This is a genomic window from Methanobrevibacter sp., assembly GCF_017410345.1.
Classification (GTDB): domain Archaea; phylum Methanobacteriota; class Methanobacteria; order Methanobacteriales; family Methanobacteriaceae; genus Methanobrevibacter.
This window is the reverse complement of the sequence record NZ_JAFQQZ010000044.1, coordinates 104,588-120,226: the sequence shown is the minus strand read 5'-3', so window position 1 is coordinate 120,226 and position 15,639 is coordinate 104,588. Positions and strand designations below refer to the sequence as shown.

Annotated in this window: 6 protein-coding genes and 1 tRNA gene; 6 read left to right on the top strand and 1 reads right to left on the bottom strand. The window is 33.2% G+C overall.

The features are described 5' to 3' along the window. Positions 1-193: 193 nt before the first annotated feature. Positions 194-4,315 carry a right-handed parallel beta-helix repeat-containing protein gene (locus IJE13_RS05970; RefSeq protein WP_292778240.1) on the top strand — a complete coding sequence of 1,374 codons (4,122 nt, stop codon included), beginning with the start codon at positions 194-196 and terminating at the stop codon, positions 4,313-4,315. Between the two features lie 282 nt (positions 4,316-4,597). Continuing rightward, positions 4,598-8,974, top strand: coding sequence for an Ig-like domain repeat protein (locus tag IJE13_RS05965; RefSeq protein ID WP_292778238.1), 4,377 nt, complete (start codon positions 4,598-4,600; stop codon positions 8,972-8,974). 347 nt (positions 8,975-9,321) lie between these two features. Here IJE13_RS05965 and map read toward each other — a convergent pair whose 3' ends face one another. Continuing rightward, on the bottom strand, positions 9,322-10,251 hold the full coding sequence (gene map, locus IJE13_RS05960) for a type II methionyl aminopeptidase (RefSeq protein ID WP_292778236.1): 930 nt from the start codon (positions 10,249-10,251) through the stop codon (positions 9,322-9,324). A 277-nt stretch (positions 10,252-10,528) separates the two neighbouring features. Between map and IJE13_RS05955 the strand changes: the two genes are divergently transcribed. The 4 genes from IJE13_RS05955 (at position 10,529) to IJE13_RS05940 (ending at position 15,603) form a co-directional block, all read left to right on the top strand. Next, complete coding sequence (locus IJE13_RS05955; RefSeq protein ID WP_292778234.1) at positions 10,529-10,927, top strand: hypothetical protein; 399 nt, start codon at positions 10,529-10,531, stop codon at positions 10,925-10,927. 71 nt (positions 10,928-10,998) lie between these two features. Further along, positions 10,999-11,517, top strand: coding sequence for a hypothetical protein (locus IJE13_RS05950; RefSeq protein WP_292778233.1), 519 nt, complete (start codon positions 10,999-11,001; stop codon positions 11,515-11,517). 227 nt (positions 11,518-11,744) lie between these two features. Continuing rightward, a tRNA-Met gene (locus IJE13_RS05945) sits at positions 11,745-11,819 on the top strand. Between the two features lie 343 nt (positions 11,820-12,162). Beyond that, entirely contained in the window at positions 12,163-15,603 is a 3,441-nt protein-coding gene (locus IJE13_RS05940) for a right-handed parallel beta-helix repeat-containing protein (RefSeq protein ID WP_292778231.1), read from the top strand. The last annotated feature ends 36 nt before the right edge of the window (positions 15,604-15,639 follow it).

The following is a 15,639-nucleotide window of genomic DNA, read 5'->3' as shown; positions in this document are numbered from 1 at the left end:
CGTATATTTAACAACTAAATTGATTTTTTCTATTTTTTCAGATTTTAACATCTTTTTCAATAATTTTACTTTTTTTAATACTTTTTTCAAAAATTATCAAATAATTAATATATAATAAAATAAAAATTTTAATATATATAATAAATTTTATTTGTACAAAATTAAATTCAAATTTAGATTATTTGGTGAAATCATGAAAAGATTAAGTAAAATTTGCATATTATCAATCATTCTGATTATCTTAAGCATTTCATTTGCAAGTGCTTCAGAAATAGATGGTGATAATATTCAGTTTGCTGGTGATGACAACAATATTCAAGAGATGTCTATTGATGATGTTTCATTGAATGAAGAAGTGGAAGACCAGTCATCCCTCTCTAATTTCAACCAAATGTCTGATGAGAATGAAGATGATGATTTGGCTGCATATAATGGGGCTGTTGAAACTACGGATAAGGAGGTTTTATCTGCTAGTTCCAGTGGAAATGTACATGAGATAAGCCCTTCCAACTATTCAAAATACTTCAAGAATGGCTATGTGGATACAAGCATAGTCAAATCAGGGGATATCATTGATTTATCCGGCGAGTTCAAAAAGGTTAACTTTACATTCACAATTCCATGTTCAATCACAAGCAGCCAAAGAAACGCTTATCTTAATAATTGTGTAGTAAAATATGAGAATGTTAACTCCAGCATCTATTCAGACGTTTCCAATCTAAGCTTTACCGTAGACATTGAAAAGCATCCTTGCGTTTATGTGGTGTATTCAAGTCATGTGAATGTCTTTAACTGTAATGCCTATTCCACAGGCGCAAACAGTAATCCAACCCTTTTGGTAGGTTCCACCTACTGCATTATACATGATAATGTCTTTGAGACCACCTTCACCGGTTATATGAACATGTCCTGGAAACGTGCAGGAATATTGCTTGGAGAGTCTCACTACAATAACATTTATTCCAATGATGTTACAATCAAGGACTCAAATGGCATCTATTTGACAACCTATGGTTTTGAAAAGTCCAATTACAACAATATTTACAACAATACAATCAGATCCTCTGCAATCAGTGAAGAGACAGGGCTGCCAAACCCTTCAGCATGGGCCTATGGTGTTCATATCATGGGGGATTACAATAAGGCAATAAACAATACTATCTATTTAATGTATCGTGGAGTGGATTCAGAAGGCAGCTTCAATGAGATAATAGGCAATGACATCTATGCCTTGGCTGGTAGCTATTATGAAGGAAACAATGGTACTGACGGTGGGGAGTATGGAATTCATGCCTCCTATGACAATACAATCATAAACAACACCATTCATGACAGCAAGATAACCGGATCAGCCATTTACGTGACTGTAAACTGTACCGCTTATGGCAATGTGATTCAAAACATCAGCGGAGAGCATGCATTTGAATTTTCTCTTTCGGCTTCCAATACACTGATTCAAGATAATATCATTAACATGACTTCTGGAAATGGGCTTTATATTCGAGGAAATATGACTAACGTCACTGTTTCCAATAACACTATAGGCACTAAAAATGGAACAGCTATTTTAGTTAAAATGCAATCAAAATCCAAATATCCTGATAATGTAATCATTAAAAATAACAAGATATTAGAGGGTACAAGCTCCTTCATTGATTTTTCTGAGGTTGAATCAAAATCACAAATCACTTTATTTAATAATAGCCTATATGTTACCGGCGGCACTTTCTTCAATGCATTTGATACAAATGGGAATTTGAAGAATTTAAAATCAATAGACACCCTCATATTTAAAGGAAATTTAAATTCAAGAGTTGCGTCCATTAAATTAAACAAGGAAATATCCATAATAGGGGAAAATTCAAAAATTACAAATATGCCATTTATCTTGAGTTGTGATAATATTAGAATAGAAAATTTACAGATTGTTATACGTAATGGAGAGAATGCATTCAACATAGGCAATGCCCGGAATATTAGTTTAATAAATAATACAATAACTATAAACTCTAAAAGTTATGCCTTAGTTCTAAACAATTCAAGAATTAGCATGTTGGATAATGTTATTACAATTAATGAAGACAATCCTGCTATATTGAACGATAATGGAAGTTACATCTTTTACGGTGAGAACATTATCAATACATTGGCTGATGAAGATATTCAATCACTTAACGGTTCCATATTGAAAATTACCGTATATATGGTCAGTGATGCTAATTTTGATTCAATCTTTAATTCAGATGGAAGATTTTATGATGATTTGGACATAGAAATGGGAGATACCTTGAAGATTGCCGATTTAAGCAATGAGACCATTAGAATTGACATTCCATTAACCATATTACCTTATAAGGATTCCATAATCAATAATTCCACTATAATACTGGAGGATATGGCTTCAAATACCAATATCTCTAATTTAAGATTTAAATTGGAAAATGGAAATTTAAATAAGGGCTTTTCATTTATAATAATTAAGGATGGGGTCAGTAATCTAATCATAGAAAATAATCAATTTGATGTTTCCAATGTCGGTGGAGATGCTAGCTTGTCTGCCATTAAAATAATTGGATCAGATGAAAGCGCTGATAATATTAGACTATTAAATAATATATTTAATTTAAATGCTGATTTAAATTCCATTTCAGCCATTTCTGCACTTAATGAGGGATTAATCAATTACAACGACATAACATATGCATTGTCCATTTTAAATAATAATCTATCCATATCCAATGGTCGCGAAGATGGAATCACTTGTGGCATAAATGTCTTAAATAGCGATAATTTGGAAATAAGCTCCAATAATATCTATTCAAATGGAAATCTTGCATACGGTCTTCATTTAAATGAAATTTCAAGTTCAAATATAAAGAATAATAAATTATATGAAAATAATGCTTATGTAAATATCATTCATTCCAATAATCCTGCAAAGGACATTCAAAATGCAATTGACAATTCAGAGAGTGGGGATACTGTTTATTTAGGAAATAATCCTTATACAATTAAAGATTCTATCATAATTGACAGATCCATTAGTTTAGTTGGAGGAATCTTATTGGACAATATTGATTCAAGTTCCAATCAGCTTGTTTCCAATAATGACCCCCTATTCATTATATTGTCTAAGAGTACAGTTAATTTACTTGACATGACTGTAATATTAAAAGAAAATGACTTGTTTGTTTTATCCCTATTGACAAATTCAACAAATCCAACAGGTCTTGATTATCCAATCATCAATATCAAGAATAACACATTTCTAAAGAATAATGATGATGTTGATGAGGAATCAATATGTCTTGTCAAATCCATTGCAGAAAGACCATTGTTCAAACCTATAGACAATATTAATCTAGAAAATAATGATTTGATAGAAAATATGGGGCAAATCAAGTATTATTTGCTTGATGATTCCAGTTCCAATGAGATCAATTTCAATGATGGCAGTGAAACTGTTATTGTTGCCAATAATCTGGTTTGCACAGCTATGGATAAAGCCATTTATGGAAATTGCATTAAGCATTTTGAAGTAAGATTATCAGATGGAAGTGGTGCTTTATTATCTAATAAATCAATTCATATTTTTTATAATAATGTAATCTATAATCTTATCACAGATTCCAGTGGGGTGGCAAAGCTTCCAGTCAGTATCAATGCTTATGGAATCTACACTCTTTTGATCAGTTTCCTTGGTGATGGTGAGTATTGCGCTTCATTTTCAACATCCAAATTGACTGTCAACAAGCAGAAGGCAAGCTTGGCCGCTCCAAATAAATCATATTATGTAAATGCAGACAAGTATTTGACTGCAACATTCAAGGATGTAAATGGCAAAGTTATTAAAAACAAGAAGATTAGCTTTGTTGTTAATGGCAAGACCTATAGTGCCTATACCAATTCAAAAGGAGTCGCTAAGGCCAAAGTGAAAGTCAATATTGCTAAGACTTATGCTGTTACAGTCAAATATGCTGGAGACAGTGTTTATAGCCCTATCAGCAAGACCTTGAAGCTTTATGTTAAAAAGGTTGGCACAAAACTTATTGTAAAGGATAAATCCTATAAGAAATCATCTAAAAATAAGAAATTGACCGCTACCTTAAAGACAAAAAGTGGAAAGGCAATCGCCAATAAGAAATTAACTTTTACTGTAAATGGTAAGAAATACACTGTAAAGACAAATAAAAAGGGAATAGGCGCTGTTAAGATAAAATTATCTAAAAAGAAAACCTATAAGTTTACAGTCAAGTTTGCGGGAGACAGCACTTATCTTAAGGCAAATAAGAATGCTAAAGTTAAGATTAGATAATTTTGACACTTAATTTTTCTTTCTCTCACTATTTTTTCTTATTTTTGACATTTTATCCATTATTTTAATTTTATTTTTTTTAAATTCACTTATATTCATAAATATTTTTTATAAATTTTTCAATTAAATTTTATATTTTATAAAATATAATAGAAAACCTTTTTAATTATTATATAAATATATATAATTAATCAAAATTTATCAAGTATTTTGGTTATTTTGTAAAATATTTTTTTAAGAAAACTATTATATGTATTATGAATTTATAAAGAGGTTTTATTTATGAAGCTTAATAAATTCACAGTCGTTTTAGCCGTTTTATTGATTTCAATAATGGCTATTGGGGCTGTAAGTGCGGAATCTGTAGACGATTCCGGGTTTGTCGCTGTTGAAGATGGTGACATTCAGGGATCTGTCGAAGTTACAGATGTCGCAGAAGATTTAAGTACTGCAGATACTGCAGATGAGACTGTTGGCGATGACAGTGGCGGTCCGGATGATACAGTAAATTATGATCTTGATGATGACACTTATTCCACATACTTCAATGAAGATGGTACCGCTACTGAAGCGTTAAGTGCTGACGGAAATTACTATTTGAACGTTGGTACTTTAACCAATAAGGACATAAAAATTGTTTCTGGCCAAAATGTTTACATCCAAGGTAAGGAAGGAGCAGGTATAATCAATGACGGTACCATTACCATTGGTGATGGTACTGAGGATAAAATCGGTACCGTCCAAATTTCCGGGTTAACTTTCATTAACAATAACAAAGATGCTATAGTTGTTAACCAATATGCTAATGGAGTTGCTATCGCTCAAAATAAGTTTGATTTAACTTATGATGATACTTATGCCGGATCTCCTATGGCTATTGTTACCTATGGTTATGTTGACGGAACTATCATTGTAAATAATGAAATCAATATGGAAAGTGCTGGTTACTATACCTATGGTATTGATTTATGCTATTATCTTGCTAATTGGGCTGGCTCCGGAGATGCCAATGGTGAGCATTTCTATGTAGCTAATAATAAAATCAATATTCATTCCACTGCTTTTGGCGGTATGGCTGAGGCTATGTATTTAGACACTATAATCAATTCAGTAATTGAAGGCAACAATATCACTGTTGTCACTGACAATGCAGGTGTCGCTAATTATGGTATGCAAGTTTCTGATTCTTGGGGATTCTTCAATGTTCCTTGGGCGGCTTCACCGTATAATGTAACTATCAAGGATAACACCATAGTATTGGATTCTGCTGACTTGGCTTATGGTATTAGTGTAATTAGCTTATGGCCTTATGATGAAAATTATGGCAAAATTGTTAAGGATATGATTATCTCTGGCAATGAAGTAAACATCACAACCCAAACCGAAGGTGTTGGAATTTGTGCAGATTCTTCCGATGTGAGCATTGTTGACAACAAAGTTACTCTCAAAGCGGACCATAATCCTATTGCGGCTTATGTTGATAGTTATATCGGTAATGAAAGTTGTGCTATCTTTGTTAATAACTTTAATAATAATATGGGTTATTATGTTAACAATACTGTAACTGGAAACACAATTGAAACAACTGAAAATCCTATTAGAGTTTCTAAAAATGAGGATGGAAATGATCCATTAGTGATTGAAGACAATACTTTTGAAACCAGTTATGTTGTCCTTAATGATGGAAATTATGATATCTACTTCTATGCAAACGGTACTGTTAAAGATTACTTAAGTCCATCTGGAGATTACACCTTGGTCATTGATACCTTAACCGATAAGGATATTGTAATCCATTCCGGTTCTAATATTCTTATCACTGGTAAAGAAGGTGCAGGATTCATTAATGATGGTACTATTTATCTTGATGGTGGTGCTGATGGTTTAGTCGGTTCCATTACTATCTCAGGTTTAACCTTCACCAACACCAATAAAGGTGCTGTTGACATTGCCGAATATTGTACTTTTATAACTATTCAAGGAAATACCATGGACCTTGTTGGAGATTCTAGTGCAAATGTATACACTCTTACAGCCATTTCCCCACATAATTTCATTTATGGATTAGCAATCATCGATAATAATATCACCGTTACAGGTGATGTTCCTTACAGTAATGGTATTTATGCTATGAACTGGGGTGCTGCAGATACTCCATCAAACTTCAATATTTCTGGAAACACTATTGTTTTAGATATTTCATCCACTTCTGGATCCAATGCGGCAATCTATGTAGAAGTTAGTGATTCAGTAATTGAAAATAACAATATAACTGTAAAATCAGTAGGTAATGCATTTGCATATGGTATTCAAGTGCCAGATACTTCATATACTATGATGGCATATTCCTACGATCCAACTAGCAATTCTCCAACAAATGTTGAGATTAAAAACAACATTGTAAATCTTGAAACACAATACATGGCTTATGGTATTACAGTAATTAGTTTTGGTTATGATGTTAATGAAGAAGAATTATTTGCTTTACCATTGAATATTGTAATTTCCGACAATAATGTTGTCATTACTTCTGAGAAAGGAGTTATTGGAGTTGGAGGTATCTTCTATGATGGTTCTATTTCTAATAATGACATAAACGTCATTGGAGGTTCCAGTGAAGAAGTAACTTCTCAGGATATGATAGGTGTTGGAACTACTGCCATATATGTCAATTCTAGAGCTGCAAGTATTGAAGATGAAGATTATGAAGTTAATGTGAAAAATAATAATATTTTCACTAACGTTGTTGCAGAAGATACTAATGATGAGGACTATGTAATCTTCGATAATACTATTGTTTCTGCTGTTGACGAGTCTGGTGCATTTATAGTTAATGAGTCTACTTATGATATTTTCTTTGATGAAAAAGGCAATCTTAAGACCATACCTCAAGAAAGCACATTATTATTAGGTGACTTATCCAATAAGAAAATGATAATAAATGCTCCTATCACTATAAAAGCTTTAAGTGAAGATTCAACTTTAATCAACACTACTATTAACCTTGTTGCAGGTGCAGACAATTCTGTAATTGATGGATTGAACATGGAATTCACCGGTGACAACACTACCGGATCCATTGGAATTATTTACATTAAGGATGTAACAAATGTAACCATTTCCAACAATAAGATCACTGTTCCTGACTTTGTTGACAAAGTCGGTGCAAAATATGGTTCATCTGTTTATGCCATTGAAGTTGAAAGCGGTATGTCAGGCTGTAAAGATATTTCCATAAATAATAATGCCATCAACATGGCAGGAACTTGCAGATATCTTTATGGTATTGATGTTTTCAAAACCTACAAATCTGAAAACAGAAACAACAATATCAACATCTTTGAAAACAATATCACCATAAATGGTGGTTCCAAGATGGCTGAAGCTATTTATGTAAGTGAATCTGATGATGTAATAATTGATGGAAACATTATTAGTTCCACCTCTAACGGTGCTGCTTATGGTGTTGCTACCGATCAATTAACCAATGCAGTTATTACATCCAACAATATTGCTGCAGATGCAGCCACTCAGGCTTATGGTATTACTGCAACCACTTCTGGTAGTGGCACAATCATCCGTGCAAATGAAATTGATGCTAAAGGTACTGGTGCTGTAGGTATTGGTATTAACCATCAAGATGGAATAACTATTGAAGACAACACTGTAGCTATCGATGGTGGAGACTACACTACTATTACCTCTTCTGACACCTTAGGTACTGCAAATGCAGCTGTCTTATCTGGAGACGGCAATACTAATGTTGAAATGAACAATAACGATGTTTCTGAAGTAAGTGCAGTCAGATTAGACACTGTAATTGAAGTAAGTGACCTTACCGTTACCGCTGCTCCTAGTGGAAATGGCAGCTTACAAATTACCTTAAAGACTGCTGGTGGTATGGCTTTAGCAAACCAAGTTGTAAAAGTGGTATTCAACAGTCAAATGTATGAGTTAACCACTGATGCTAAAGGTGTTGCTGTATTATCATTCCCACTTAACAAGTCAGGTACTTACAACACTGAAGTATTCTACTTAGGTGATGATAATTACAGAGGAGCTGATGCTAGTGCAAAAATAACCATTAATAAAGTTAAAACTGCATTAACTGCATCTGGCAAAACTTTCCTTGCTACTGCAACTACCAAAAAATTAACTGCAACATTGAAAGATGCAAACGGCAATCCTCTTGCTAAGAAAACAGTTTCCTTTACCGTAAACGGTAAAACCTACAAAGCAACCACCAATGCTAAAGGTGTTGCTACTGTTAAATTAGCATTGAAAGCTGCAAAAACATACACTGTAAAAATCAAATTTGCAGCTGACAGTGTTTACGCTGCATCCACTAAATCAGTTAAAGTAAAACTCAACAAAGAGAAAACCAAGATAACTGCTCCTAAAAAGACATTCAAAAAATCTGCAAAAACCAAAAAAGTTGTAATTACTCTTAAAAACTCTAAAGGTAAAGCTATCGCTAGCAAGAAAATTACCTTAACAGTTAATAAGAAAAAATACACTGTAAAAACCAACAAAAAAGGTAAAGCAACCTTTAAAGTTAAATTAACTAAAAAAGGTACCTTTAAGTACACAGTTAAATTTGCAGGTGACACCCAATACAAAGCAGTTACTAAAAAGACTGGTAAAATTGTAATAAAATAAGTTGTTTTATTTTATCTAGTGTTTGAGCATTAGCTCAAATCCTAGATCCTTTTTTTATTTTTTTTAAATCATATCAATTGATTCTATTTTTGTCTAATTCTTATAAATTTTTTAATCTATATAAGTTAACTATTTTTAAAAAAAGATTTTTTGATTAAATATTAATTAATTTTAAAAAAAAGAGTATGTAAAAAAATTAATTTATATATATTATAAAAAAATTAAAAAAAAGAAAATATTTCTTAAGTTTAAAAACGAAATATGAAAATAGTAATAGTTGGGGTTTGCTTCCAACTAGGGATAAGAGTTTTGGTCAAGGTTTTTGACCGAAGGTCAAAAAGCTTGAATTATAGTGTGGTAATTTGACAGCCATCACTTTCAACAATCAAGGTATGTTCCTTTTGTGATACCCATGCACCTGTTCTTTCCTTAAGGGCAGCATATGGATAAATTGCCATGGCATCCCCTAATTGCTTAAGGCCAGAGTTCACTCTTCTTTCATTGAAGTTTTCTGTAAGCCAGCGTCCACTAAATGGCAAGTAGCGATAATTCTTTTCAATATATGATAGCATCCTTTGAGTATTTTTCATACGGAACGGTTTATTCTGTAAAAATGAAAAGATATATGCATGAGGGCAGTCATTTACAATACCTTCGCCATTTGTTGCAAAAGGTTCGATTGCCACAGCCTGTCCTTCCTCAAGAATTGTCGGATCGTTATTGTCATAATTCGGAACAGAAATGCCTGCATGCAGGTTCCAATGTTCAAGGCTGTGTCCTGTAAGGTTTCTTACCGGGTTTAGATTGTACTCTGCAATTGCCTCTTCAACTGCTCTGCCGACATCACAGACCTTTACTCCTGCCCTTACGGTGCTTATTGCAGCTTCAAGGCCTGCCGCTGAAGCATCGATGATTCTTTGATTGAGCTCCAATGTCTCTTCATCGAAGACTTCTTCCAGATTGTCTCCAGGAACCATTATTGTAACTGCGGAATCTGCAATGAAACCGTTCACTTCCGCTCCAAGGTCAAGCTTTACCAGATCTCCTGTGACCATCTTGTTGGTGTCTCCTGCAGGAGAGGTGTAATGGGCGGTGATTTCGTTTATGGAAACGTTGCAAGGGAATGCAATCCCCGCGCCGGCCTTTAATATTTCACTTTCCACAAATTCCACAAGATCAAGAATCGGCAGTCCGTTTTGAATCATTTTTGAAGCATCTGATCTAACTTTAGATACGATCTTTCCGGCTTCTTCATAAGATTTGATTTCATCAACCATATTATCACTTTGGTTTAATAGTATTTTTTAATTCTAGTTTTATTTAGTTAATTTAACTCTAAATAATATTCTTTAATTTTAGCATTAGTTAATCATATTTAATGGGCATATTCAAAATTCTTAAACATTCATATAAAAATTTTTATATACTCTTAATTATATAATATACTTATTCTTATTTAAATATCTTTAATTTATATTTGAATAATTCTTATGTCAATCAGTTTTATGATTTTTAAAAATATGATAGAATTATGTTTATTATGGAGGTAAATCTATGGCTGCTGAAATCATTCCGGATCAAATCTTTATGCTTATTTTAGTAGTTATATTGGCTATTGTTGTAATTATTGTAGTAAGCCAATGGAAAAAGGTAAGTCAATCTAACAACACTTTAAAGTTAATGGAAAAGGAAATTGAGCTTAAGAAAATAGCTATGGTTGAAAAGGATTTAGAGAACAAGCGCATTATGGAAAATCCGATTCAATTGCCTGAAGAGCAACAAGCGCAACTCACTCAAATCAGGGATTCCACTGCTGAAGTCATGAGCAATGTAGGATACTTGCATAGTGAAATCAATGAACGTTTAGCTCGTCTTGAAGCTCAAACCGAACTTAAAAAGTTAGAAAAAATGCTCAAGGAAATTGAAGAGAAAGAGAAAAAGCTTAATAAATAATTAATATTTATTATATTTTAATTTAATATTAAGCTTGGATAAATGAATATTATTTATAATGAGGTCTTATTATGGATATTATTGAATTGATTGCCATCATTATCTTAGTCGCTGCTATAGTGTTTTTAGTGTATTATTACATTAAAACAGCAAATGACGGCAATATTGATATTAAGGAAATACTTAAGTTTTCACCTAAGGAAAACAATATTAATTCTCTTGTCGATGAGGATATTCAGGAAAAGAAATCCATGGGTGACAAGATAAAGTACACCTTTAAGGATATTGACAAGTCCTATGCCAACACTACAGATGCATTTTCAAGAAGATTGGATTCCTTCTTGGATGAAAGAAGTGAGGAACTGATTGAAAACTGGTCCTTGGTGACTACTGATGATTTATCCTCTTTAGAAGAAAGATATGATAATGCTTTTGAAAGCATTGAAGCATTAGAGAAAAGATTCAGCGAATTCACCAATGCAACTGATGCCAAAATCGAAGATCTTGACAAACGTCTCAAAGCTTTAGAAGAGGCTGAAAAGGATTTGGAAGAGGCTGAAGAAGCTGTAGTGGAAGCTGAAAAAGAATAATTTTTATTCTTTTCTCTTTTTATTTTTTATTTTTTTAAAATGGCTTTTTTACTTGTTTTTTCTATTTTTATTACTTGCTTTAGTTTGTTTTTTCTATTAAATTAGTTATTACTTGTTTTTTCATTTCTAAATGAAAGGAATTCACAGTCTCTTTTTATGCAAATATTTATATATGATGGTGCTTAATATTATAATGTTAAAAGGAATTTATCATTGTTTATTCGTTTAGCAGGGTGGGGTAGTCTGGTGATCCCGCGGGGCTCATAACCCCGAGAGCCCTAGTTCAAATCTAGGCCCTGCTATTTTTTATGGAACAGTCATATAACAATGTTATATTTTGCTATTTTTTCACTTTTCCTTTTTTTAAATGGGGATTTGGCTTATTTTTTCTCTTATTTTTTTACATTATCATTATTAAATAAGAAATATTTATTAATATTAAGAATTATAAATTAATAATGTATCAATTATATTTTATATTTTATAAAGAAACTTTAATTATAAAATATTTTAAAAAAATAAACTTTAACTTACTTTAAGATTTCTTTAATTGACTTAAGATTTAATAAAGCAAATTCTTGAATTTTCAGGTTTTAGTTTATGGAAATTAGTTGTTGAAATTAAGAAAATTACTGGAGGTGTTTGATGAGAAGTAAAAGAATAATCGGATTAAGCTTAATCGTTATTTTGATTTTTCTTCTTTTAGGATTGAACACTGTTAGCGCATCAAGTTCAGATGATTTGATTAACAATTTATCAGAAAGTTTGGAATCCAGTCCAGTTTCAAATGCTGTTGATAGCGTTAATGAAGCTTTGGAATCATCAGATAATCTTGAATCCAATTCTATTGTGGATAATAGACTATCTGATTTGGATGATTCAATTGATGATAACATCATATCCAACTCAAATGATCCTATTGAAGAAATCTCTGGTGAAGAGTCTCAATCTAATCTCGGTGCCGGTGAAAAGACAGTTCACACAATTACCGAAGAGAATTATTCTAGTTATTTTGATTCCAATGGTAATTTGATAAATTCATTGGTAAAGGCCAATGACACTATTAATTTGTCTGGTAATTTTTCTAATAAGAAATTTGTAATAAATATTCCTTTAACAATTACAAGTACAGAAAACGATGCGATATTGAAGAATTCTCCAATATATTACTATAATGTATCCAATGAGAATTTTGCTTATGATGCAATTGTTTCCAACTTGAAAATTGAATCAAATATTCCTGACATATCTGCAGTTTGGGTAGTCGGATCAACTTGCATAAAGGTTTTAAACAATGACATATTCACTACAGGGCATAACGGCTATCCTATTTCCCTTGATGGGTTTACCTACAATTGTCTTGTTGAAAACAACATTATTAAAACGGTCGTTCCGGTCAATACCGGTGCAAGTTCCTCCGAGACCGATCAGGATGAGGAAAACAGTGGAGACAACAGCAGTTGGCAACATTCAGGTATCAGCTTAAGGGATGCACATGGGAATTCAATTGTTCATAATGACATCACAGTTGAAAATTCCTATGGAGTATACCTTTGTTATGGCGTTTCCATTTCCAATAACAATATCATAGCAAACAATACTATTAGAGCCACTTCAGAAACTCCTTCATTCTGGTCTTATGGTGTTTACCTAACTGGAAATTATAACACAGTAGCTGACAACACTATAATCCGCATGTATAGGGGAATCCATTCAAGTTATCCTCATAATTATATAGTTGGCAATAAAATCTATAACATAACCGGATTTGATGATAATAATGGTATTGGTGGAGATTATGGTATTTGGGGAGGTAATGACACTTTAATTGCCAATAACTCCATTTACAATGCAGATTTGATTGGTGCAGGCATTCTTGTAGGTTCAAACAGTGATGTCTATGGAAACTATATTCAAATAAACAGCAGTGGAAACGGAATTATCCTTGGTGACGTGGAAGGAGGTCATAATTCAAAAGTTTATAATAACACTATAGATTTCCTATCAGGTGCAGGCATTGTTTTAAAAGGCAGCCCTCAAGATAGTGAAGTTTACAAGAACATTATAAACTCCTTATCTGAAATAGGGGCTTCACAAGGTTCCGGTTTAGGAATTGGCATCTTATCCATTTACCAATCAAGAACCAAAAGACCTTACAATATCTCTACATGCAATAATACAATCTATACTTCCAATGAAGTGGCAATAAACATTGCCCAGTCTTCAAATGAATCCTATTTATGCATAGATAACATAATTGGTGATAGAGTGATTATTTATCCGATTCCAAGTGGTGATATCCCTCATTCCGGAGATGGCAATTATTATGAAGTGACCAATGAGAATTATGATGAGTATTTTGATTCCAATGGTTATTTAAGAGATAATGTCCAGAATGGAGACACACTGATTCTCTTTGGAAACTTTGCTCCAAAAGGCAAAATCATCTTAAATAAGGCAGTGAAAATCATTGGTGACAGTGCGGTGCTTAAGGACACCACCATTGTTGTTTATTCATCAAATTGTGAAGTTCAGAACTTGACTATCATAAACAATGGTTCAACTGACAGCAATTGCAACCTTTGGGGAATTTATGTCTATGAAGCGGATAATGAAATCATATGTGGAAACAATATCACAGTTTGGGATAAGAATACCTCTTATGGGATTTACCTTTGCGACTCCCGTTATGATACAGTTGCAAACAATAGCATCAGATGTCAAGGAGATAACTTGGTATTGGGACTGATAACCTATGAGACTTATGGAAGCCTAATAGAAAACAACAGCATCCTTGCCATTGGAACAGGGAAGCTATACTCATATTACCAGACCATTTGCATAGATGGTGTTCACAGTATTTCAGAAATGGCAAACACTTATGGGGTCATCATTGATTTCTCAAGTGACAATCAATTCATTCACAATGACATTGAGGTAACTTCAACTGTTGAAGGATTCCAGGTTCCATATAATCCAGCTGAAAACCTTCTTTACGGTCTTTATATTTATTATGATTCCAATAGGAACAATGTCAGTGAAAACAATGTGTATGTCCATGGACACGATCCTTTCCTTTATGGAATGGGTTCATCTGGGGATGACACTGACAAATCCGTAACTTATGCATGTGAAAATATTTTCTCAAGGAACAATATTACAATAGAGGCGGATTATTTTGCAATGGGTATGATTTTAAGACACAACTCCATTGACACTGTTGTTGAGGAAAATCAATTCAACCTTTATTCCAATAATTATACCTACGGTCTGACATTGGAAATTTCAGGTGGCGCCCAAGTTGAAAACAATACCTTGAACTTATCTGGTCGTGCAGGAATTTATGCTATGGAACTTTATTCCGCTTGGAGCAATGATATTGGCCACAACAATATTTATGCCAATGGAAGTTTCAGTGAAGTGGGGCTTTATGGTTCATCAGGCAATAGCATTACAAACAACACCATCCATTCCTTTGGTGATGGTATTAATGATCCGGCACAAGGTCCTGAGCATCCAGATTCCGTTAGTCTGATTAATACTGGCATTCTCCTTGAAAAAGGTTCAAATGGCAATTTGATCGCAGATAATGTTATTGTTAGTGACGGAGATTATGCAATCACTATCGATGGTTCTGTTGGAAACTCTATTTTGAATAATGAGTTAGCCTCATCAAAAGGCAAGGGAAATGCTGCTGTTTCAGACAATACCGGCATGAATCATATTTCTGGAAATACCGGATTAAGGCATGGTTCAGATAGTGGCAATGTCAATCCTAGAAGACCGATTCATACCAATGGCAGTTCAAGCATCTCTGGCAATTCAGGTAATTCCCCATCCAATGGTGCAAGTGCATTTGGTGATGTGAATTCCAACTTCAATGCAAATGCGCAATCCTCTGCAAACGATGGGGCTGGAGATTCCGGTGAAGCAGGAGATGGATCTGATGTGGTTGCAAGTGAAATTGAAGAAGTTGCAAGCAAATCAATATCTGGAGGAATTTTTGTACCGGTTGCGGCATTGATTCTAGTATTGGTTTTCTGTTTCAGTTTCTTGGCTGCAAGGGACGAAGATGATGAGGAATAAAATTTATATTTTTCCTCTTTCCTTCATTTTTTATTA